We start from the raw sequence: 22182 nt of genomic DNA, 5'->3' as shown, positions 1-22182 counted from the left end.
CCGTGTCTTCTCACCGCAAACCGTCCTCCGGCCTCGTTGGCGCCGGGCTGCTGATCGTCGACAAGGACGCGGGGATGACCAGTCACGACGTCGTGGCCCGGTGTCGCAAGATCTTGAACACGCGCAAGGTCGGACACGCGGGCACCCTCGATCCGATGGCGACCGGCGTGCTGGTGCTCGGTGTCGAGCGGGCCACCAAGATGCTCGGGCTGCTGGCCCTGACCACCAAGGCGTACACGGCGACGATCCGGCTGGGTCAGGCGATGACCACCGACGACGCCGAGGGTGAGCTGGTCTCGGAGGCCGATGCCTCCGCCGTCACCGACGCCGATATCGCGGCGGTGATGGCCACGCTGACGGGCGACATCTCGCAGGTCCCCGCCAGCGTCAGCGCGATCAAGGTGGACGGCCAGCGGGCCCACAAGCTGATTCGCGCGGGTGAGGAGTTCGAACTCAAGGCGAGGCCCGTCACGGTTGACCGGTTCGAGCTGACCGAGACCAGGCGCGAGGGCCGATTCGTCGATCTCGACGTTGAGGTCGAGTGCTCGTCCGGAACCTACGTCCGGGCGCTGGCCCGCGATCTGGGCGCCGCACTGGGCGTCGGGGGACACCTGACCGTCCTGCGGCGCACCCGGGTCGGACCGTTCACCCTGGAGCACGCGCGCACCCTCGAGGCGCTCGCCGAGGATCCGGCGGTCAGCCTCGATATCGATCAGGCCGCCCAGACCGCGTTCGCACACCGGCAGATCGACGCCGACCAGGCCGAGTCGATCAGTCAGGGACGGTGGCTGGAGCCGGTCGGGATCCCCGGCACCTACGCGGCCATCGACCCCAGCGGGCACACGATCGCGCTGCTGCAGGAACGCGGCAGGCGGGCTAGCTCGGTGATGGTGGTCCGCCCGGCGACCCTAAGGCAGTGACCCAGCGGGAGTCGCTTTCCGCAACATGAGCGCGCCCAGCCAGATGGACCACACCGCCACGACGAGAAGCCCCATCGGGAACAGGATCATGCCGGTCAGCGTCGTGTCCCCGGTGACCATCTGGGTCATGCCGACGATGCTGCTGATGGAACCGACCATCACCCCGAGCCAACCGAGCCAGGACGGGTAGCCGGCCCCCGCGATGATGGCGACGCCATAGAGAAGCGGTGTGGCGCCACAGAGCACTACCGCGCTTCCAGCCGCCAGCGTCATCGCGAGCTCGTAGCCGACGCTGCCCGCCGACGCTGCAAGGTCCCGCTGCTCCGGGTCAGCGCCCGACCACGTCTCGGCCAGCGCGGGAAGGGCAACCGACTCGATCAGCATGAGCAGAAGGCCCAGCCCGACGCCGACGATGGCGAACGACCAGGCGAGGCGGGCCCAGGCAATGCCCCGCTCGCCGGTCACCGAGTGGGTCAGGCCGTAGAACGCTCCCAGCAGCAGGGCGATCCCGATGAGGATCACCACATGCAGCCCCACCCATCGGCCGGAGCCGGCGACCACCTCGAGCAGATGCTCCGCATCGTGCAACTGTCCCCGTTCGCGGGGATGCAGTGCGACGCCTCCCACGATCAGGATGCCGCCGACGATTGCGGCCACTCCACCAATCCTCAGAACCAGGTGATTTGGCATCTCGAATCTCCTTGGTGAGAGCCTGATTGTCCCACCCGGAGGGGCAACCTGATCGAGACCGCGAGCCCGCCACGAGCGCCCGCGCGGCGCTCCCCCCGCGAGCGGCGAGGTCCCGGCGCTGCGCTGTCCCTAGCCCTCGTCGGGCGAGTCCTCGACCCGCACTCTCGGCCGCAGTAGCCGCCAGGCCAGCACGAGCAGTGCCGCCACGCCGAGCAGGAGCAGCACGACGGTCGTGGGAACGGCATCGCCCCACCGCATGACCTGGGACTCGAGCGCGAAACCGGTATCGGCTCCGATGGTTCCCGCCAGGGCGGAGGTGCCGTCCGAGAAGAGGAACAGGACGCCGACGGCAATGAAGAAGAGGCCGGAGATCAGCGTCGTCGTGTGGACGTGGAAGCGGCCGATCGTCATGGCGCGACCGCGCAGCCAGCGGCGGTGACCCAGGTCGAAACGGTCCCAGAGGATCGCCATAAGGAACAGCGGCATGGCCATGCCGAGTGCGTAGACGGCGAGCAGCGAACCGCCGTGAAGGGGGGAGGAACTCAGCGCTGCCACGGTGAGGATCGAGCCCAGAATGGGTCCGACACAGAATCCGGACAGGCCGTAGACCATGCCGAGCAGGTAGACGGCGCCGCCCCTGTCGGAACGGCCGTGCTGCGCCATCTTGCGCTGGGCGAACTCGGATGAGAAGCCGCGGCCGAGGATCTGCATGATGCCGAGCGCGATGATGGTCAGGCCGCCGATGGTGATCACCGTTTCGCGGTGCCGGGTCAGCACCCCTCCCATGAGGGAACCGGCCGCGCCCAGCGGCACGAGCGTCGTGCACAGGCCCAGGTAGAACGTGCCGGTACGGGTGAGCAGTTTGCCGGTGGAGGTGAAGGAGTAGGCGAAGAAGCTGGGCAGCAGCAACGCGCTGCACGGGCTGAGGAGGGCGAGCAGTCCACCGAAGAACGCTGCGCCGTAACCGATTCCGAAGCTCACTACCGACCCGCCTCGGTGCCGTCCTGCAGACGGGCCTCGATGACGGCGATCATCTGCTCGATCGGCCGCGCGCCGAGGATCGGCCTGCCGTTGATCAGGAAGGCCGGTGTGGAATTGATCCCGATGCCGATCGCCTCGTCGACATCGGCTTTCACGGCGGCGTGCGCGGCGGCGGAATCCAGGTCGGCGCGGAATCTGGTGAGGTCGGCGACGCCGGCCTGCGCGGCCCATTCGGTCAGTCGATCGGCGGTGTAGACGCCGGTGTTCTTCTTGGCGGGCGAGTGCTCGAACATGATCGAGTGCAGCTCCGGGAACTTGCCCTGCTGTCCGGCGGCCCAGCCGGCGCGCGCCGCGAGTTCGGATTCATCGCCGAAGAGGGCGAGGTTGCGCCACTCGATCCGCAGTTGGCCGCTGGCGACGTACTTCTCGACCAGTGTCGGCTCGGTGTTCTGCGCGAACTGGCGGCAGAACGGGCACTGGAAATCGGAGTATTCGATCATGACCACCGGCGCGGTCGCCGAGCCCCGCGCCAGCGGGTCGGCGGCATCGCGGCGCGCGAGTGCGGCCAGTTGTCGGTACATCTCGCTGTCGCCGGACTGCGTGGCAGCGGCCTTGGCCTGCTCGGACCCGGCGCTCGTATCGCTGTCGAACTGGGAGATCGCCAGGACGAGCAGTACGACCGCTGCGAGGACGGCCAGCCCCGCAGCGATCTTGCGGGCGGGGGAACTGGTGGGAAGCGACTTCATGGGATGGCTCCTGACTGCGCGCGCCGACTCACCGGGCGCGCGAACTAACGAATGGACGACATGACGAAGCCCGGCTCGAGCACCACCCGTCGGGGTGATGTCGAGGCCGGGGTCGGTCGTCTAAATTCGCAGGACTGTGGTCAGAGCCAGGGCCGGTGATGGGGGACCGGTCGTGTCGACCGGCTCGAAGTCCGCGTGAGTCGAGCGCCCGAGCGTCACCGCCGTCGGCACCTCGTAGCCGGGGAGCGGCACCCGCAGGTCCTCGCGATGCGGAATGCCGGCCTGCAACGGCGCGGCCGGTGCGGCCGGATCCTTACGGCAGGAGGGCGACTCGCCTGCGATTTCCTGATGAGCTGCGGTGGCAGGCATGGCATGGGCGAGCGCGGGACCTTCGGCGACCACGGTCGGCTCCGCGAGCGGCCAGGCCGCGATGATCCCGATGATCAGCCCGATGACCGCGGTCAGCACGCCTCCGAGCAGCACGCTCCGGCGCTGCGGAGACAGGCGCCGACGCGACCCGGCTCGGGAAATCACCTGCCGCATCCCGGTCAGCCCTCGACGAGCCAGATCGCCTCGGCGGCCGGATTGCCCAGGTCGACGGTGTCGTCGACGTCGTCTCCGAGCCGGACCGACACGGTGCCGGCGAAGTCGCGGCGTTCGACCACCGTGATGGTCAGGTCGAGGGCGATCCCCACCGTGTCGAAGTACCGCAGCATCGCCGGGTCGGAATCGGAGATCCGCGCCACCCGGCCGCTCTCGCCGTCCGCGAAATCGCTGAGCTGGCGGGCGGGCGGGGTCGGGATCGCGCCGTCGGCGGTCGGGATCGGGTCGCCGTGCGGGTCCCGCTCAGGATGGCCCAGCTTGGCGTCGATCCGGGCGATCATCAGCTCCGAGACCGCGTGCTCGAGGACCTCGGCCTCGTCGTGCACCTCGTCCCAGCCGTAGCCGAGCTCGTTGACCAGGAAGGTCTCGATCAGCCGATGCCTGCGCACCATGCCGATCGCGGCGGCCCGGCCCCGGTCGGTCAGCGCGATCGAGCCGTAGCGGGCGTGGTCGACAAGCCCCTGGCCCGCGAGCTTGCGGATTGCCTCGGACACGGTGGAGGCCGACACGCCGATCCTCTCGGAGAGCATCTTCGTCGAGACGTGCTCGCCGGACCATTCGCCGGCCGTCCAGATCACCTTGAGGTAGTCCTGCGCGACGGTGGTCAGGGATTCCGGCGCCGCCGCACTCCCGGTCTCGCTCGGTCCACTCTTGCTCTCGGCCACGATCATGAGCTTAGGCAATGCACGCGTGTGGGCGTAACCGACACTCTCGGTGCCGGGGCGGGGGACCGGACAGGGGGGATTCGCGGGGGATAGGGGGTGGGGACACGGGCCGACCCCTATTCGACCCCTAACGTGTCTTCGCCACCTCGGCAGTGCGCGTCTGCACTGGTATCAATGAGCGATGATCTCCACGATGATGACCGACGCGGTGACGGTTCGGTCGGCGCCCTCGGGTGGCCCCGCGGGTTCGGCCCCGGTCTCGACCACTCGGCTGACCGCCGACGAGCGCAGGCGCCAACTCATCGAGTGCGCGCTCGACATCGCCGAGCGCGGCGGGATCGGCGCGGTCACGGTGCGGGCGATCGCGCGGGAGGCAGGAATCTCGCTCGGCATGGTGCACTACTGCTTCGCGAGCAAGGAAGCACTCCTGACGGAGATGGCCGAGCGATTGGTGCTCGAGCTGAGCACGGCCTCGCAGATGATGCTCGCCGCGGTGGGTGACGCACCGCAGGCGCCGGGACGGGCGGGCCTGCACGAGTTGGTCCGGATCGGGCTGAATGCCATGTGGTCGATCGTCGAGGCCAACCCGAACCGCAGGTTGCTGACCTACGAGATCGCCACGCACGCCCTGCGCCTGCGGGAGGCCGGGTCGCCGGATGCTGGGGACGTGGTCGGCGAGCAGTACCGGATCATGGACCGGGAGGTCACCGCGTTCCTCGACGAGAGTGCGGTCCGCACCGGGATGGTGTGGACGGAGCCGGTCGAGGCGATCGCGCACCGCAACCTGTCCATCGTCGACGGTCTGGTGCTGCGCTGGTTGGTGGACCGGGACACCGACGCGATCGCCGCCGGACTCGCCGAGGTCGCGAACGCGATCGCCGCGAAGGCCGTCGAGTCCTGAGCCGGAGATGACGCACTCGGGCGGGGGCCGTAGGCTGCCTCTCGTGCAGAGATGGCGTGGTCTCGACGAAGTGCCTGCCGACTGGGGTCGTTGCGTGCTCACGATCGGCGTTTTCGATGGCGTGCACCGTGGGCACGCGCAACTGATCAGCAGGGCGGTCAAGGCGGCCAGTGAGCGTGGAATCGCAAGTGTGCTCATGACTTTCGATCCGCATCCGGCCGAAGTTGTGCGTGCGGGCAGTCACCCAGCGCAGCTGACGACGCTCGCTCGCAGGGCGGAACTGGCCGAGGAACTCGGCATCGACGTCTTCTGCGTGATGCCGTTCACCCCGGAGTTCATGAAGCTGACCCCCGAGCGCTACGTCCACGAAATCCTCGTGGAGCGGCTGCACGTCGCGGAGGTGGTGGTCGGCGAGAACTTCACCTTCGGGCGCAAGGCGGCGGGCAATGTGGACCTGCTGCGCAAGACCGGCGAGCGGTTCGGCTTCGCGGTCGACGGGGTCAGCCTGCTGGCCGAACACGCGGTGACCTTCTCGTCGACGTACATCCGGTCCTGCGTGGACGCGGGCGACGTCGCGGCCGCCTCCGAGGCGTTGGGTCGGCCGCACCGGGTCGAGGGCGTGGTGGTGCACGGTGACGGGCGCGGCCGCAAGCTCGGCTTTCCGACGGCGAACATCGCGCCGCCGATGTACTCGGCCATTCCCGCGGACGGCGTGTACGCGGCGTGGTTCACCGTCCTCGGCGCAGGCCCGCTGACCGGAACGGTCGTCCCGGGCGAGCGGCACCAGGCGGCGGTGTCGGTGGGCACCAACCCGACGTTCTCCGGCCGCACCCGCACGGTCGAGGCGTTCGTGCTCGACGGTGAGGCCGATCTCTACGGCCAGCACGTGGCGGTCGACTTCGTCGAGCGACTGCGCGGTATGGAGAAGTTCGAGTCGGTCGACGATCTCGTCGAGCAGATGGGCAGGGACGCACAGCGCTCGCGCGAGATCCTCATCGAGGCGGACCTGCGTCACGGCGAGTAGATCGCCGCGAATGCCCTGGTAGTATCTCCTGTCGGTGTGTGCTGCGGTCCGCGGTGGCCGCACCAACGGGGACGAACACCTTCGGGTGGGAGTCCTCGTTCCAATCACGTGGACGTCAGTTACAGGAGATTCACAGTGGCATTGACCACCGAAGAGAAGAAGGCCGTGCTCGGCGAGTACGGACTGCACGAGACCGACACCGGTTCGCCGGAGGCGCAGGTCGCGATGCTCACCAAGCGCATCGTCGACCTCACCGAGCACCTGAAGAAGCACAAGCACGACCACCACTCCCGCCGCGGCCTGCTGCTGCTGGTCGGACGTCGTCGTCGTCTGCTCAAGTACGTTCAGAAGGTGGACATCGAGCGTTACCGCTCGCTGATCGAGCGTCTGGGCCTGCGTCGATAATTCGACGCACACGGTGACCCGCGACACGTTGCGGACCATCTGGACGTGAACTTCCCGGTAGCCGGCGAGACGAGTGCATAGACTTGGCCTCGCCGGCTACCGGTGTTTTTCGCACCACAGCATTTGCAGCACCACCGGATCCACGGGATCCAGCCGTACGTACCTGAAGCCGTGGCGTCGGTCCTCGGTAGTGGTCACTCGGACGCGTCGATCTCACGACGACGCCCATCCGGAGGGCTTCGATCGATGACCGCCTCCGCGCAGCGATGTACCCGCCCGCCTCGGGCGCTGGACGTCGTGATGGTGCGCGTCGCAGCCAGGAGGGCTGCGCCGCCCACACACGGATACGGCAAAAGACGAGAGGACGAGAAGAGAAAAGATGACAGAGAATTCCGCAGTAGAGGTCGACGAGGGCGTGTTCGAATCCACCGCCGTGATCGACAACGGGAGCTACGGCACCCGCACCATCCGTTTCGAGACCGGTCGTCTCGCGCAGCAGGCCGCAGGCTCCGTCGTCGCCTACCTGGACGACGAGACGATGCTGCTGTCGGCCACCACGGCCAGCAAGCACCCCAAGGAGCACTTCGACTTCTTCCCCCTCACGGTGGACGTCGAGGAGCGCATGTACGCCGCGGGCCGTATCCCCGGCTCCTTCTTCCGTCGTGAGGGCCGTCCCTCCACGGACGCGATCCTGACCTGCCGCCTGATCGACCGGCCGCTGCGTCCGTCCTTCGTCGATGGCCTGCGCAACGAGATCCAGGTCGTCGTCACGGTCCTCAGCCTGGACCCGAAGGACCTGTACGACGTGGTCGCGATCAACGCCGCCTCGGCGTCGACGCAGATCGCGGGCCTGCCGTTCTCCGGCCCTGTCGGTGGCGTGCGCGTCGCGCTGCTCACCTCGGACGAGAACAAGAAGGGCCAGTGGGTCGCCTTCCCGACCGTCGAGCAGCTCGAGAACGCGGTCTTCGACATGGTCGTCGCCGGTCGCATCGTCTCCGGTTCCGGTGACGACGCCGACGTCGCGATCATGATGGTCGAGGCCGAGGCACCCGCGCACGTGATCGACCTGATCGACGGCGGCGCGCAGGCGCCGACCGAGGCGATCGTGGCCGAGGGCCTCGAGGCGGCCAAGCCGTTCATCGCGCGTCTGTGCACCGCCCAGCAGGCGCTGGCGGCCAAGGCCGCCAAGCCGACCGGCGACTACCCGGTGTTCCCGGCCTACCAGGACGACGTCTTCGCCGCCGTGGAGAAGGCCGCAGCCGACAAGCTCAGCGCCGCACTGACCATCGCGGGCAAGCAGGAGCGCGACGACAAGACCGACGAGATCAAGGTCGAGGTCCTCGAGCAGGTCGTCCCGAACTTCGAGGGTCGCGAGAAGGAGATCGGCGCGGCGTTCCGCTCGCTGACCAAGAAGCTCGTGCGTCAGCGGATCCTCAAGGATCACTTCCGCATCGACGGCCGTGGCATCACGGACATCCGTTCGCTGTCGGCCGAGGTCGCGGTCATCCCGCGGGCCCACGGCTCCGCGCTGTTCGAGCGTGGCGAGACCCAGATCATGGGCGTCACCACCCTCGACATGGTCAAGATGGCGCAGCAGATCGACTCGCTGGGCCCCGAGACCAGCAAGCGCTACATGCACCACTACAACTTCCCGCCGTACTCCACCGGTGAGACCGGTCGCGTCGGCTCGCCGAAGCGTCGCGAGATCGGCCACGGCGCCCTCGCCGAGCGCGCCCTGATGCCGGTGCTGCCGAGCCAGGACGAGTTCCCGTACGCGATCCGTCAGGTCTCGGAGGCGTTGGGCTCCAACGGTTCCACCTCGATGGGTTCCGTCTGTGCCTCGACCCTGTCGCTGCTCAACGCCGGTGTGCCGCTGAAGGCTCCGGTCGCGGGCATCGCCATGGGCCTGGTCTCCGACCAGGTCGACGGTGAGACCCGGTACGTGGCGCTGACCGACATCCTCGGTGCCGAGGATGCGTTCGGCGACATGGACTTCAAGGTCGCGGGCACGAAGGACTTCGTCACGGCGCTGCAGCTGGACACGAAGCTCGACGGCATCCCGTCCAAGGTGCTGGCAGGCGCGCTGTCGCAGGCGCACGACGCCCGTACCACGATCCTCGAGGTCATGGCCGAGGCCATCGACACCCCGGACGAGATGAGCCCGTTCGCCCCGCGCGTCACGGCCATCAAGGTGCCGGTGGACAAGATCGGCGAGGTCATCGGGCCCAAGGGCAAGATGATCAACTCGATCACCGAGCAGACCGGTGCGAACATCTCCATCGAGGACGACGGCACCGTGTTCGTCGGCGCCACCGATGGTCCGTCTGCGCAGGCCGCGATCGACATGATCAACGCCATCGCCAACCCGCAGCTGCCCAAGGTGGGCGAGCGCTTCCTCGGCACGGTCGTCAAGACCACCGCCTTCGGTGCGTTCGTCTCGCTGCTCCCGGGCCGCGACGGGCTGGTGCACATCTCGAAGCTGGGCAACGGCAAGCGGATCGCCAAGGTCGAGGACGTGGTCAACGTGGGCTCCAAGCTCCGCGTCGAGATCGCCGACATCGACAACCGCGGCAAGATCTCGCTGATCCCCGTCGAGGACGAGGCCGCTGCGGCCGACGCGCCTGCCGACGCGGCCGCCGACGAGGCGACCGACTCGGAGTAGATCCGGGCCGAACCGCTGGTAGAGCACCGGTGCCCCCGCGCGCATGCGCGGGGGCACCGGTGTTTTCGTGTCCTTATCGTTGCTTCACAGATCTGACTTCGCCCTTCGACGGGGCGGTCTGCATGCTTTCCTGGACGGGTGAACTCAGGATCTCCTGTGGTGAGCAACAGCACGCGGACGCTGAACCTGGCCCTGGCCACGTGGGTGTCCGCGATCAACTTCTGGGCCTGGAACATGATCGGCCCACTCTCGACGACCTACGCCGAAGCGCTGCCGCTCAGCGCTAGCCAGGCTTCGATGCTGGTCGCGACCCCGATCCTGGTGGGATCGCTCGGCCGCATCGTGGTCGGCGCGCTGACCGACCGGTACGGCGGCCGCGTGATGTTCATCGCCATCTCGCTTGCCTCGATCCTGCCGGTGCTCGCGGTCGGCTTCGCCGCCGAGATGGACTCCTACGCACTGCTGTTGCTGTTCGGCTTCTTCCTCGGCATCGCGGGCACCATCTTCGCGGTCGGCATCCCGTTCGCGAATTCCTGGTACGAGGCGTCCCGCCGTGGCTTCGCGACCGGTGTCTTCGGCATGGGCATGGTCGGCACGGCGTTGTCTGCGTTCTTCACGCCCCGGTTCGTCCGCTGGTTCGGCCTGATCCCCACCCACGTGATCATCGCGGTTGCGCTGGCGGTCACCGCGGTCGCGTGCATCCTGGTGATGCGGAACTCGCCGAGTTTCGTGCCGAACACGGACCCGGTGCTGCCGAAGCTCAAGGCGGCCGCGAAACTCCGTGTCACCTGGGAGATGTCGTTCCTGTACGCGGTGGTGTTCGGTGGCTTCGTCGCGTTCAGCAACTACCTGCCGACCTACATCAAGAACATCTACGGCTTCTCGGCGGTCGACGCGGGAGCGAGGACCGCAGCGTTCGCGCTCGCCGCCGTGCTGGCTCGCCCCGTCGGAGGCGCGCTCTCCGACCGGATCCCGCCCAAGACCGTAGTGCTGACCTCGCTTGCCGGCACCGCGGTGATGGCCGTCGTCGCGACCTTCAAGCCTCCCGCGGATGTCTGGTCCGCCGTCACGTTCATCCTGCTCGCGCTGTTCCTCGGCATCGGTACCGGGGGCGTGTTCGCCTGGGTAGCCCGTCGTTCGCCTGCCGCGAGTGTGGGCAGCGTGACCGGGATCGTCGCCGCCGCAGGCGGTCTCGGCGGCTATTTCCCGCCGCTGATCATGGGCGCGACGTACGACGAGGCGGCCAACAACTACACGGTCGGCCTGCTCCTGCTGGCGCTGACGGCGCTCGCGGCGCTGGCGTACACCGCGCTCAAGCTGTCCGCCCGTGAGCCCGAAAGGGTCTACGACAAGACATGAGACGGCGGTCGAGGTGGAGGAGGCGACGTGGCATCCAGCAATCGCACCGGTGGCGCGGTCGAGGATCTGCTGCTCGAGGGTGGGCGGTTCTTCGTTCCCGGCACGGTGTCGGGAGACCGGCGCACGGTCAGCCGACAGGGCGGACGCGAGGGCGACATCTTCTATCGTGACCGCTGGAGCCATGACAAGGTGGTGCGCTCGACGCACGGTGTGAACTGCACGGGCTCGTGCTCGTGGAAGATCTATGTCAAGGACGGGATCATCACCTGGGAGACCCAGGAGACCGACTATCCGTCCGTCGGTCCGGACCGACCCGAGTACGAGCCACGCGGCTGCCCCCGCGGTGCGGCGTTCTCCTGGTACACCTACTCGCCGACCCGCGTGCGGTATCCGTACGCGCGCGGCGTGCTGGTCGAGATGTACCGGGAGGCGCGGGCGCGCACCGGTGATCCGGTTGAGGCCTGGGCCGACATCCAGTCCGATCCGGAGCGTCGCGGGCGGTATCAGAGGGCGAGGGGGAAGGGTGGACTCGTCCGGGTGACCTGGGACGAGGCCACGGAGATGATCGCCGCCGCACATGTGCACACCATCAAGACCTATGGCCCCGATCGGGTGGCCGGGTTCTCGCCGATCCCCGCGATGTCGATGGTCTCGTTCGCGGCCGGTTCGAGGTTCGTGGAGTTGCTCGGCGGCGTCATGACCTCCTTCTACGACTGGTACGCGGACCTGCCGGTGGCCTCGCCGCAGGTGTTCGGCGACCAGACCGACGTGCCGGAGTCCGGTGACTGGTGGGATGCGTCCTACCTGATGATGTGGGGGTCGAACGTGCCCGTCACCCGGACCCCTGACGCGCATTGGATGGCGGAGGTGCGCTACCGCGGGACGAAGGTGGTCGCCGTCAGCCCCGACTATGCGGACAACACCAAGTTCGCCGACGAGTGGATGCCGTGCGCGGCGGGCACCGACGGTGCAATGGCGATGGCCATGGGACACGTCATCCTCTCGGAGTTCTTCGTCAAGTCGCGGGTGCCGTTCTTCGTCGACTACGTGCGGCAGTTCACCGATCTGCCGTTCCTCATCACGCTAGAGGAGCGGGACGGCCGGCTGGTGCCCGGAAAGAACCTGACGGCAGCGGATCTCGGCGACACCGGCGAGAACGCGTCATTCAAGCCGGTGTTGCTCGACGGCGCCACCGGGGAGGTGGCCGTCCCGCACGGATCGCTCGGCTTCCGGTTCGGTGAGGAGGGCGTCGGCAAGTGGAATCTCGATCTCGGCGGCATCGCCCCTGCGCTGACCGTGGCGCCCACCGACGGCGCGGGCGGCGAGACCGCGCTGGTCACGCTGCCCCGGTTCGACGCCCCGGACGGGCACGGCGAGACCCTCGAACGCGGTGTCCCCGTTCGGCTGGTGGGCGAACACCGAGTGTGCACGGTCTTCGACCTGATGCTCGCGCAGTACGGGGTGGTCAGGCCGGGGCTGCCGGGGGAATGGCCCGCCGGCTACGACGACCCGCGATCGCCCTATACGCCCGCGTGGCAGGAGCCGATCACGGGAGTCAGTGCGGCGCAGGTCATCCGGATCGCCACCGAGTTGGCGAACAATTCCGTCGAGTCCGGTGGCCGATCGATGATCATCATGGGCGCGGGCATCTGTCAGTGGTTCCACGGTGATGCCACCTACCGCGCGGTGCTCAGCCTGTTGCTGCTGACCGGGTCGATGGGCCGAAACGGCGGTGGCTGGGCGCATTACGTCGGACAGGAGAAGTGTCGACCGGTCACCGGATGGGCCGCGGTGGCGATGGGTACCGACTGGTCGAGGCCACCACGCCAGATGGCAGGGACGTCGTACTGGTATGTCCACGCCGACCAGTGGCGCTACGACGGCTACCGCGCCGACGCGCTGGCCAGTCCGATCGGTAGGCACCGTTTCGCCGGCAAGCACACGATCGACGTGTTGGCCTCGGCCGTATCCATGGGCTGGACCCCGTTCTACCCCCAGTTCGACCGCTCCAGTCTGGACGTGGTCGACGAGGCGCAGGCGGCAGGGAAGGACCCGATCGGGCACGTGACCGAGCAGCTGGCGAGCGGTCGGCTGAGGCTCGCGGTGACCGACCCCGACAACCCGAAGAACTGGCCACGCGTACTCAGCGTCTGGCGGGCCAATCTGCTCGGCTCCTCGAGCAAGGGCAACGAGTACTTCCTCAAGCACCTGCTCGGCACCACATCGAATCTGCAGGCCGAGCCGACCAGGGAGCACCTGCGCTCGAGTGAGGTGACGTGGACCGAGGACATCCCGGAGGGAAAGCTCGACCTGTTGATGTCAATCGACTTCCGGATGACCTCGACCACCCTGCTCTCCGACGTGGTCCTGCCCGCCGCCACCTGGTACGAGAAGGCCGACCTGTCGAGCACCGACATGCACCCGTTCATCCACGCGTTCACCGCCGCGATCGACCCGCCGTGGGAGACCCGCTCGGACTTCGATGCGTTCGGCGCCATCGCGAGGGCGTTCTCCACCCTTGCAGCCGAGCACCTGGGTGTTCGGCGCGACATCGTGATGGGCACCCTGCAGCACGACACGCCGGGAGCAATGGCGTATCCCGGTGGCACCGAATCGGATTGGCGTGCGACGGGCGCGACGCCGGTACCGGGCAAGACGATGGGACCGCTGGTGGTCGTCGAACGCGATTACCCGGCGATCGCCGAGAAGTGGGCCGCGCTCGGTCCGCTGGTCGAGACCGCCGGGCTGACCACCAAGGGCGTCACCGTGCATCCGGATCAGGAGGTCGCCGAGCTCGGGGGCAAACATGGCGTCATGAGTTCCGGTGCCGCCGCAGGAAGGCCTGCTCTCGACACCGCCGAGAAGATGGCGGAGACCATCCTCGCGCTGTCCGGCACCTCCAACGGCAGGCTCGCGGTCGAGGGTTTCCGTGCGCTCGAGAAGCGCACCGGCCGGCCCCTGGTGCACCTGGCCGAGGGCAGCGAGGAACGCCGGATCACCTTCGCCGACACCCAGGCCCGGCCGGTCCCGGTGATCACCAGCCCGGAATGGTCGGGCAGCGAGACCGGTGGGCGTCGGTACGCGCCGTTCACGGTGAACATCGAGGAGCTCAAGCCGTTCCACACCTTGACCGGTCGCATGCACTTCTACCTCGACCACGACTGGATCGAGGAACTCGGTGAGCAGCTGCCGACCTACCGCCCGCCGCTCGACATGGCCCGGCTGTTCGGCGAACCGGAGGTCGGCAGCTCGCGCGACGGCGTCGGGCTTGCGGTGCGGTATCTGACACCGCACTCCAAGTGGTCGATCCACTCGGAGTACCAGGACAACCTCCTCATGCTCTCGCTATCGAGGGGCGGTCCGACCATGTGGATCAGTCCCGACGACGCCGCGAAGATCGCCGTGTCCGACAACGATTGGGTCGAGGCGGTCAATCGCAACGGCGTGCTGGTGTGCCGGGCCATCGTCTCGCACCGAATGCCCGTCGGCGTGGTCTATGTGCACCACGCGCAGGAGCGCACCATCGATGTTCCCCTCACCGAGACCACCGGAAACCGTGGCGGTATCCACAATTCGCTGACCAGGCTGCTCATCAAGCCGACGCATCTGGCGGGGGGATACGCCCAGTTGTCCTTCGCGTTCAACTATCTCGGACCGACCGGCAACCAGCGCGACGAGGTGACGGTGGTCCGTCGCCGGTCGCAGGAGGTGACCTACTGATGCACCCGAGCGAAGCGAGGAAATCATGAAGGTGATGGCTCAGCTCGCGATGGTGATGAACCTGGACAAGTGCATCGGCTGCCACACCTGCTCGGTGACCTGCAAGCAGGCGTGGACCAATCGGTCCGGCACGGAGTACGTCTGGTTCAACAACGTCGAGACGAGGCCGGGTCAGGGCTACCCCCGCACCCACGAGGACCAGGAACGCTGGCGCGGCGGGTGGGTCCGGGATCGCAAGGGCAGGTTGCGGCTACGCGACGGTGGCCGGATGAAGAAGCTGTCGCGGATCTTCTCGAACCCGAAGATGCCCTCCATCAACGACTACTACGAGCCCTGGACCTACGACTACGAGAATCTGACCAATGCGCCACTCGGGGACCAGATGCCGGTGGCGGCGCCCCGCAGCCTGATCACCGGCAAGCCGATGAAGGTCGAGTGGTCGGCGAACTGGGACGACGACCTGGGGGGCTCGCCGGAGATCCTCGCGGGCGATCCGGTGCTGCAGAAGGTGAGCGAGAAGGTCAAGCTGGAGCTGGAGCAGACCTTCATGTTCTACCTGCCGCGGATCTGCGAGCACTGCCTGAACCCGTCCTGCGTGGCCTCGTGCCCCTCCGGCGCGATGTACAAGCGGTCCGAGGACGGGATCGTGCTGGTGGATCAGGACAAGTGCCGCGGCTGGCGGATGTGCGTGTCCGGATGTCCTTACAAGAAGGTCTATTTCAACCACAAGACCGGCAAGGCGGAGAAGTGCACGTTCTGCTATCCGCGGGTGGAGGTGGGGCTCCCGACGGTATGCGCCGAGACGTGCGTCGGCCGTCTCCGGTACATCGGGCTGATCCTCTACGACGTCGACAAGGTCCTCGATGCGGCGTGCGTGGAGGACGACACCGATCTCTACGAGGCGCAGCTCGATGTGCTCCTGGATCCCAAGGACCCCGAGGTGATCGCGGGCGCACGTGCCGCGGGCATCTCGGACGGATGGATCGACTCTGCCCAGCGCTCTCCGATCCACGCGCTGGTCAAGGAGTACCGGGTGGCGCTGCCGCTGCATCCGGAGTTCCGGACCATGCCGATGGTCTGGTACGTCCCGCCGCTCTCGCCCGTCGTCGACGCGGTCAGCCGGGACGGTCACGACGGCGAGGATGTCGGGAACCTGTTCGGTGCGCTGGAATCGCTGCGTATTCCGATCGAGTACCTCGCGGAACTGTTCACCGCGGGCGACACCGCGCCGGTGGACGCGGTGCTGCGCAAACTCGCGGCGATGCGCGCCTACATGCGTGACATCAGTCTCGGGCGCGAGCCGCAGGAGCACATCCCAGCGGCAGTCGGGATGTCCGAGGAGCAGATGTACGCGATGTACCGACTGCTGGCGCTGGCGAAATACGATGAGCGATACGTCATCCCGTCCGCATATGCGGCGGAGGGACACAAACTCGAGGAGACCGCGACCGAGTGCTCACTCGACTTCGACGGCGGACCGGGCATGTTCGAGGGCGGGTCGGGCCCGTTCGGTGAGTCGAGCGGTGGGCCGGTGCCGGTGGCGGTGGAGACCTTCCATGCGTTGCGCCAGCGCCAGACCACCGAGTCGATGGGCGCGAACGACAGCAGTCCCTCTCGGGTGAACCTGCTCAACTGGGACGGGAAGGGAAAGCCGGACGGGATGTTCCCCTCCGGGAACCGAGACTCCGGGAAGCATCGGCGGGGGGCACGATGAGGCTGCTCGGGCGTCGCTCCGGCGAAACCACCACCCGCCGCCTCGTCTGGCAGGCATCGTCGCTGCTGCTGGCGTACCCGGACGCAGGGCAGCCGGGCCGGCTCGGCGCCGTGGACAGGATCCTGGGTCACCTGTCGCCCGAGCACCGCGACCCGCTCGCCGCCACGACGTCGTACCTACGCGAGACCGAACCGTTCGAGGCCGCCGCGCGGTACGTCGAGACCTTCGATCTGCGCCGCAAGACCACGCTGTTCCTCACCTACTGGACCGACGGCGACACCCGCAATCGGGGGGAGGCGATCCTGAGCTTTGCCCGGGCCTACCGGTCCGTCGGGGTGGAGCCGCCCGAGGGGGAGTCCCCGGACCACCTCGCGGTCGTCCTGGAGTTCGCGGCCACGGTTGACGCGGACGTCGGGTACCGGCTGCTGCGGGCGAACCGCGTTCCGATCGGCATGCTCGCCGCCGCATTGACCGAGAGCGAGTCGCCGTACGCGTGTGTGCTCGCCGCGATCGGGCTGACCCTGCCCGCCGCGACCGAGCGGGAACAGGCCCACGCACAGGAGCTGGCAATCGCCGGACCACCCGCGGAGGCGGTCGGCCTGCAGCCGTTCACCCTGACGGTGCCGCCGCGTCGGACCGACGTGACCGGCATCCCACGTCGAGAAGGAGCGCGGTGATCATGTCGGCGGGAGAGATCTTCTGGGACGTCATCCCCTACGTGACGCTAGCGATTCTGGTGGTCGGGGTGTGGTGGCGGTACCGGTACGACAAGTTCGGCTGGACCACCCGGTCCTCGCAGCTCTACGAGAACCGGCTGCTGCGGATCGCGAGCCCGTTGTTCCACTTCGGCATCCTGGTGGTGATTCTCGGGCACGTCATCGGGCTCGTCATCCCGGAATCGTGGACCGAGGCGATCGGCGTCAGCGAACACATGTATCACTGGGGTGCGACCGTGCCCGGCATAATCGCCGGTGTAGCGACGCTCGTCGGCGTGGGTTTGCTCATCTATCGGCGCCGGACCACCGGCCCCGTGTTCACCGCCACCACGGTCAACGACAAGCTGATGTACGTGGTGCTCGTGGCCGCGTTGGCCGCTGGGCTGGCGACCACGGTGATCGGTGCCGCGGCGGGGAACTCGGCGGCCAACTATCGGGAGACGGTATCTCCCTGGTTTCGGTCCATCTGGATCCTGCAGCCGCGTGGCGACCTGATGGTGCAGGCACCGCTGCAGTTCCACATCCATGTGGTGATCGCGCTCGTGCTCTTCTCGATCTGGCCGTTCACCCGGCTGGTGCATGCGTTCAGCGCGCCGATCGCCTACCTGTTCCGGCCGTACATCGTCTACCGCAGCCGCGACGCGGCGGGCGGGCAGGAGCTGGTCGGATCGCAGCCGCATCGTCGCGGCTGGTGACCCCGGCGCAGTGTGTACTGTTTGAGCCTCACACCCGCACAGCTGACGAGGACCGTAGACCCACTTCATGGCCGCACACAATCGCAGTCGAACCTCCGCACTGACGACCAGATCCCAGGACTTCGGAGTACGGCGCACCGTGCTCCCCGGCGGTCTTCGGGTCGTCACCGAGCACATGCCGGGCGTCCGCTCCGCATCGGTGGGCGTGTGGGTGGGAGTGGGATCTCGCGACGAGCAGCCGTCGGTGGCGGGAGCCGCGCACTTCCTCGAGCACCTGCTGTTCAAGTCGACGCCCACCCGCAGTGCCCTGGAGATCGCTCAGGTGGTCGACGGCATCGGCGGCGAGCTCAACGCGTTCACCTCCCGCGAGCACACCTGCTTCTATGCGCACGTGCTCGACGACGACCTGCCGCTGGCCATCGACCTGGTCAGCGATGTCGTGCTGCGGGGACGCTGCCGATCCGACGACGTCGACGTCGAGCGACAGGTGGTGCTCGAGGAGATCTCGATGCGCGACGACGATCCCGAGGACCTGCTCGGCGACGACTTCCTGACCGCGCTGTTCGGTGACCACCCGGTTGGCCGTCCGGTGATCGGCAGCGTCGAGTCGATCGAGTCGATGTCCCGGACCCAGCTGCACTCGTTCCACGTCCGCCGGTACACGCCGCCGCGGATGATCGTCGCGGTGGCGGGCAACGTCGACCACGACGAGACCGTCGCGCTGGTGCGGCGCAGTTTCAAGGGGCACCTGACCAGGGGACCGAAGCCCGCGCCGCGGCGGGAGGGCAGGCTCCGGCTGCGCACCGTCCCCGAGTTGACCCTGCGTGGGCGCGACAGCGAGCAGGCGCACCTGTGCATGGGAGTGCGCGCGTTCGGGCGGCACGAGGGGCACCGCTGGGCCCTGTCCGTGCTCAACACCGCGGTCGGCGGTGGACTCAGTTCCCGTCTGTTTCAGGAGATCCGGGAATCGCGGGGCCTCGCGTACTCGGTGTACTCGAGCATCGACACGTTCGCGGACAGCGGCGCGTTCTCGGTTTACGCCGGGTGCCAGCCGGAGAACCTCGGCGAGGTGACGACGGTGATCCGCGAGGTGCTCGCGAACGTGGCCACCAACGGCATCACCGACGACGAATGCGCGCGGGCCAAGGGCTCCATCCGCGGCGGTCTGGTTCTCGGACTGGAGGACTCCGGCTCCCGGATGCACCGGATCGGTCGCAGCGAACTCAACTACGGGAACCATCGCAGCATCTCGGAGACGCTGGCACGGATCGACGAGGTGACCACCGAGGAGGTGCGCGAGGTCGCCGCGATGATGCTGAGCAGGCCGTTCGGCGCCTCGGTCGTCGGCCCCTACAAGCGCAAGAGGGACCTGCCCGCCGCCGTCCGCGGAATCGTCTGACCGGTGTCGCTGCTCCGGTCGCGGCGGGCGGTGCCGCTGGCCGTCGTCACGCTCATCACCCTGGTGATGCTGTTCTCGCCCGGTTCCACGGTGCCGAGCGGACCGCCGAACATCGACAAGGTGACCCACCTGCTGATGTTCGCGGCGCTGGCGTACACGGCACGGTTCGCGGGGTTCGGCGTCACCGCGGTGATCGTCTGGGCCGGCCTCTACGCGGCGGTGTCCGAGATCCTGCAGGGCCTGCTGCCGATCCACCGGAGCGCGTCGATCTGGGACTGGGCCGCGGACCTCGTTGGCGTGGCAGTCGGGCTCGGGATCTTTCTGGCGTGGCAGGCTGGGCGAGGGAGACCGGCGCCGGGCGGTCGTGGCGAGGAGAGGTAGCGGCATGCGGATTCGTGGTGCGGTGCTGGAGGAGATCGGCCGGGAACGTCCGTTCGCGCAGTCGCGGCCCATCTCGATCTCGGAGCTCGAGCTGGACGGACCGGGCCCCGGCGAGCTGCTGGTCCGCATCGAGGCGGCCGGGCTGTGCCACTCGGACCTGTCCGTCGTGGACGGGAACCGGGTGCGTCCGGTGCCGATGCTGCTCGGTCACGAGGCCGCGGGGCGCGTCGAGCGGGTCGGCGACGGCGTCACCGATGTCCGGGTCGGTGAGCGCGTGGTGATGACCTTTTTGCCGCGCTGCGGTGAGTGCGCGGGCTGCGCGACCGACGGCCGGATGCCCTGCAGCGCCGGCGGCGCCGCGAACAACGCCGGCACCCTGCTGGGCGGCGGGGAGCGTCTGCACCGCGACGGCGAGCCGGTGCACCACCATCTCGGTGTGTCGGGGTTCGCGACGCATGCGGTGGTCGACCGTCGGTCGGTGGTCCCGGTGGGTGACGACGTGCCGCCCGCAGTCGCGGCGGTGCTCGGGTGCGCGGTCCTGACCGGTGGCGGCGCGGTGCTGAACGCGGCCAGGACGGCCCCGGGGGATTCGATCATGGTGGTGGGTCTGGGTGGGGTCGGGATGGCCGCCATCCTGACCGCGGTGTCGCTCGGGCTCGGCGAGGTGATCGGCGTCGATGCGATGCCCGAAAAGCTCTCGGTGGCAACCGAACTGGGCGCCACGCAGGTGTACACCCCGGACCAGCTGGCCGAACGCGGAGTGCGGGCGTCGCTGGTGGTCGAGGCGGCGGGGAACGCACGCGCCTTCGAGGCCGCGGTGGCGGCGACGGCCCCCGGCGGCACCACCGTCACGGTCGGGTTGCCCAGCCCAGAGGCGAGGTCCGCGATCTCGCCGCTGCTGCTGGTCGCCGAGGCCAGGACCATCGTCGGCAGCTACCTGGGGTCGGCGGTGCCCTCGAGGGACATCCCGAGGTACGCGCAGATGTGGCGCGAGGGCCGGCTGCCCGTCGAGCGGTTGATCTCCTCGGAGATCGCGCTCGAGGACATCAATCGCGGCATGGACGAGCTGGCCGAGGGCCGGGCGATCCGTCAGGTGATCGCCTTCGAGTGAACCCGGATCAGGAGCCGAACAGTTCCTCGAGCGATCCACCGCCCGGGGTCGTCGGGTTGCACCCGGTGACCGTGACCGTGTGCCACTGGCGGTCGCCGATCCACTCGGGCGTCTCGGTCGGGGTCTGACCGTTGTTCCCCGGCGGGCCGAGCACCATGCGGTAGCTGATCGTGTGGGTGTCCGCCTCCGGGTTCGGCAGTCCCGGGTTCCAGCCGTTGAGGTTCTTCAGGTCCTGCACGTAGGTGGCGGTCACCGGGTCCCGGTCGGACACCATCGTGCGGTTCTCCGGAGTGTTCGGCGGCACCTCGTCGGGCCAGGTCGGCGAGTCCGCCTTCGACGCCATGTTCGGGTCGCCGGTCCGCCAGATCGGGAACCCGACGCCGATGTCGCGGCCGTCGGGCACCTCGTCGTCGATGCGCCAGTCGATGGTGTACGTGGTGACGTTCGTGCGGTTCTCGATCGCGAACTCGGCCTTGCAGCTGCCGAGGTCTTTCGCCCAGAACTGAACCGGTCCGGTGCGCTGTCCCTCGTCTGGCGGCGCCGCGGGCGCCGGAGCCGACAGCGCCAGGATCGATCCCGCTGCCACGGCCAGGGCCGCGGTCATTCTCACGGAGGCAACCATGTGGATTCCTTTCGTTCCGTGCGGCGGGACTGTAGTCGTCGGCGACCGCCTCCACGGTCGGAATCCGGAGGGTTTCGCGATGCGGCAGACAGCGGTTCCATTCGAGGTCGATGGAATGCGTTGGCCGCGTATCATCCGCTGGGTTGCCGAGGGGGCAACGAATTCGACGGGGAGGAAAGCACGAATGATCGATCGTCCTGAGCAGCTCGGTGGCCGGCGGGCCGGGCGTTCGGTTCCCACGCTTCTCGCAAGCTGCGTGCTGGCTACTGGGATCGTGCTGGGCGGTACGGGAGTTGCTGGGGCCGAATCCAGTTCGAGTTCCTCATCCGCAGTGGACGTGGAGTGGGAAGCGTCGTGGGCGGCCTACGAGTTCGAGAAGAGCGTGGCAGGCCCGGCACTGTCGACCGTGAACGTCACCCTGCCGATCACCATCAACGCGCCCATCGATCGGGTGTTCCCTGCGTACTCGAACCTCTACAACAGCCTCGGGCGGCATCCCTTCCTGAGCAGCGTGCTCGACCGCCGCACGTACATCGAGGGTGGCGCCGACGTCTGGGAGTTCATCGCCCTCGAGGACATCCCGGCGGGCTCGGCGTCGATCCCGGGACGCACCGTCGGACAGCAGCGGGTGTACGCCGCCGATCACTGGTACAGCACCGACACCTGGGACGCGCCCGGCGTGATCACCCACCAGAAGGTCACCTTCGCCGAAGTCGGCGGCGCGACCACGGTCACCGAGCACCTGACCTTCTCGGCGCCTGCGTTGCTGATCGACTACACCGTGAAGAACGGCGTGTCCTCGCACATCGAGAACCAGAAGGCCATGCAACGCGACATCGAGAACGGCACGCTCTAGCCGGTTGCGTAG

General features: G+C 68.2%; 20 protein-coding genes. 14 read left to right on the top strand and 6 right to left on the bottom strand.

Annotated elements, in window-relative coordinates:
* Positions 1-2: 2 nt before the first annotated feature.
* On the top strand, positions 3-920 hold the full coding sequence (gene truB / locus RM1_RS22490) for a tRNA pseudouridine(55) synthase TruB (RefSeq protein WP_072753872.1): 918 nt from the start codon (positions 3-5) through the stop codon (positions 918-920).
* Here truB and RM1_RS22485 read toward each other — a convergent pair.
* The 5 genes from RM1_RS22485 to RM1_RS22465 form a co-directional block, all read right to left on the bottom strand.
* Positions 909-1577: a hypothetical protein gene (locus tag RM1_RS22485; RefSeq protein WP_072753871.1), complete on the bottom strand. Its 669-nt coding sequence runs from the start codon at positions 1575-1577 to the stop codon at positions 909-911. The two genes, truB and RM1_RS22485, sit on opposite strands and share 12 nt — an antisense overlap.
* A gap of 162 nt (positions 1578-1739) precedes the next feature.
* Positions 1740-2591, bottom strand: coding sequence for a cytochrome c biogenesis CcdA family protein (locus tag RM1_RS22480; protein ID WP_072753870.1), 852 nt, complete (start codon positions 2589-2591; stop codon positions 1740-1742).
* Positions 2591-3337 carry a DsbA family protein gene (locus RM1_RS22475; RefSeq protein WP_072753869.1) on the bottom strand — a complete coding sequence of 249 codons (747 nt, stop codon included), beginning with the start codon at positions 3335-3337 and terminating at the stop codon, positions 2591-2593. The genes RM1_RS22480 and RM1_RS22475 overlap by 1 nt, the downstream gene beginning before the upstream one ends.
* A 120-nt stretch (positions 3338-3457) precedes the next feature.
* On the bottom strand, positions 3458-3820 hold the full coding sequence (locus RM1_RS22470; RefSeq protein ID WP_072753868.1) for a hypothetical protein: 363 nt from the start codon (positions 3818-3820) through the stop codon (positions 3458-3460).
* 65 nt (positions 3821-3885) lie between these two features.
* The gene (locus tag RM1_RS22465; RefSeq protein WP_051636871.1) at positions 3886-4611 is read right to left on the bottom strand and encodes a metal-dependent transcriptional regulator; all 726 of its coding nucleotides are present in this window, start codon (positions 4609-4611) and stop codon (positions 3886-3888) included.
* 175 nt (positions 4612-4786) lie between these two features.
* On the opposite strand from RM1_RS22465, the gene RM1_RS22460 reads away from it, so the two are divergent.
* From RM1_RS22460 to RM1_RS22405, 12 genes are all read left to right on the top strand, one after another.
* Positions 4787-5506 carry a TetR/AcrR family transcriptional regulator gene (locus tag RM1_RS22460; RefSeq protein ID WP_245816551.1) on the top strand — a complete coding sequence of 240 codons (720 nt, stop codon included), beginning with the start codon at positions 4787-4789 and terminating at the stop codon, positions 5504-5506.
* A 43-nt stretch (positions 5507-5549) separates the two neighbouring features.
* On the top strand, positions 5550-6530 hold the full coding sequence (locus RM1_RS22455) for a bifunctional riboflavin kinase/FAD synthetase (RefSeq protein WP_218019739.1): 981 nt from the start codon (positions 5550-5552) through the stop codon (positions 6528-6530).
* 135 nt (positions 6531-6665) lie between these two features.
* Entirely contained in the window at positions 6666-6935 is a 270-nt protein-coding gene (gene rpsO, locus RM1_RS22450; RefSeq protein WP_027499433.1) for a 30S ribosomal protein S15, read from the top strand.
* Between the two features lie 379 nt (positions 6936-7314).
* On the top strand, positions 7315-9597 hold the full coding sequence (locus tag RM1_RS22445) for a polyribonucleotide nucleotidyltransferase (RefSeq protein WP_072753866.1): 2283 nt from the start codon (positions 7315-7317) through the stop codon (positions 9595-9597).
* A 159-nt stretch (positions 9598-9756) separates the two neighbouring features.
* Complete coding sequence (locus tag RM1_RS22440) at positions 9757-10956, top strand: MFS transporter (RefSeq protein WP_281252197.1); 1200 nt, start codon at positions 9757-9759, stop codon at positions 10954-10956.
* 27 nt (positions 10957-10983) lie between these two features.
* Positions 10984-14676: a nitrate reductase subunit alpha gene (locus RM1_RS22435; RefSeq protein WP_072753864.1), complete on the top strand. Its 3693-nt coding sequence runs from the start codon at positions 10984-10986 to the stop codon at positions 14674-14676.
* A gap of 25 nt (positions 14677-14701) precedes the next feature.
* The gene (gene narH / locus RM1_RS22430) at positions 14702-16390 is read left to right on the top strand and encodes a nitrate reductase subunit beta (protein ID WP_072753863.1); all 1689 of its coding nucleotides are present in this window, start codon (positions 14702-14704) and stop codon (positions 16388-16390) included.
* The gene (narJ, locus tag RM1_RS22425; RefSeq protein ID WP_072753862.1) at positions 16387-17067 is read left to right on the top strand and encodes a nitrate reductase molybdenum cofactor assembly chaperone; all 681 of its coding nucleotides are present in this window, start codon (positions 16387-16389) and stop codon (positions 17065-17067) included. The genes narH and narJ overlap by 4 nt, the downstream gene beginning before the upstream one ends.
* A gap of 2 nt (positions 17068-17069) precedes the next feature.
* The gene (narI, locus tag RM1_RS22420; RefSeq protein WP_072753884.1) at positions 17070-17801 is read left to right on the top strand and encodes a respiratory nitrate reductase subunit gamma; all 732 of its coding nucleotides are present in this window, start codon (positions 17070-17072) and stop codon (positions 17799-17801) included.
* Positions 17802-17868: 67 nt separating this feature from the next.
* The gene (locus RM1_RS22415) at positions 17869-19200 is read left to right on the top strand and encodes a M16 family metallopeptidase (RefSeq protein WP_072753861.1); all 1332 of its coding nucleotides are present in this window, start codon (positions 17869-17871) and stop codon (positions 19198-19200) included.
* Positions 19201-19203: 3 nt separating this feature from the next.
* On the top strand, positions 19204-19581 hold the full coding sequence (locus RM1_RS22410) for a VanZ family protein (RefSeq protein WP_245816549.1): 378 nt from the start codon (positions 19204-19206) through the stop codon (positions 19579-19581).
* Between the two features lie 4 nt (positions 19582-19585).
* Positions 19586-20692 (top strand): alcohol dehydrogenase catalytic domain-containing protein, encoded by a 1107-nt coding sequence (locus tag RM1_RS22405; RefSeq protein ID WP_072753860.1) that lies wholly within the window; start codon positions 19586-19588, stop codon positions 20690-20692.
* A gap of 7 nt (positions 20693-20699) precedes the next feature.
* Here RM1_RS22405 and RM1_RS22400 read toward each other — a convergent pair whose 3' ends face one another.
* Positions 20700-21296, bottom strand: coding sequence for a hypothetical protein (locus RM1_RS22400; RefSeq protein ID WP_245816553.1), 597 nt, complete (start codon positions 21294-21296; stop codon positions 20700-20702).
* A gap of 355 nt (positions 21297-21651) precedes the next feature.
* On the opposite strand from RM1_RS22400, the gene RM1_RS22395 reads away from it, so the two are divergent.
* Entirely contained in the window at positions 21652-22170 is a 519-nt protein-coding gene (locus RM1_RS22395) for an SRPBCC family protein (RefSeq protein WP_245816548.1), read from the top strand.
* The last annotated feature ends 12 nt before the right edge of the window (positions 22171-22182 follow it).

Origin of the sequence: Rhodococcus maanshanensis NBRC 100610 (assembly GCF_001894865.1) — a bacterium.
Taxonomy (GTDB): Bacteria; Actinomycetota; Actinomycetes; order Mycobacteriales; family Mycobacteriaceae; genus Rhodococcus_G; species Rhodococcus_G maanshanensis.
Note: the sequence above shows the minus strand (reverse complement) of the source record. Positions and strands in the feature narration are given on the sequence as shown.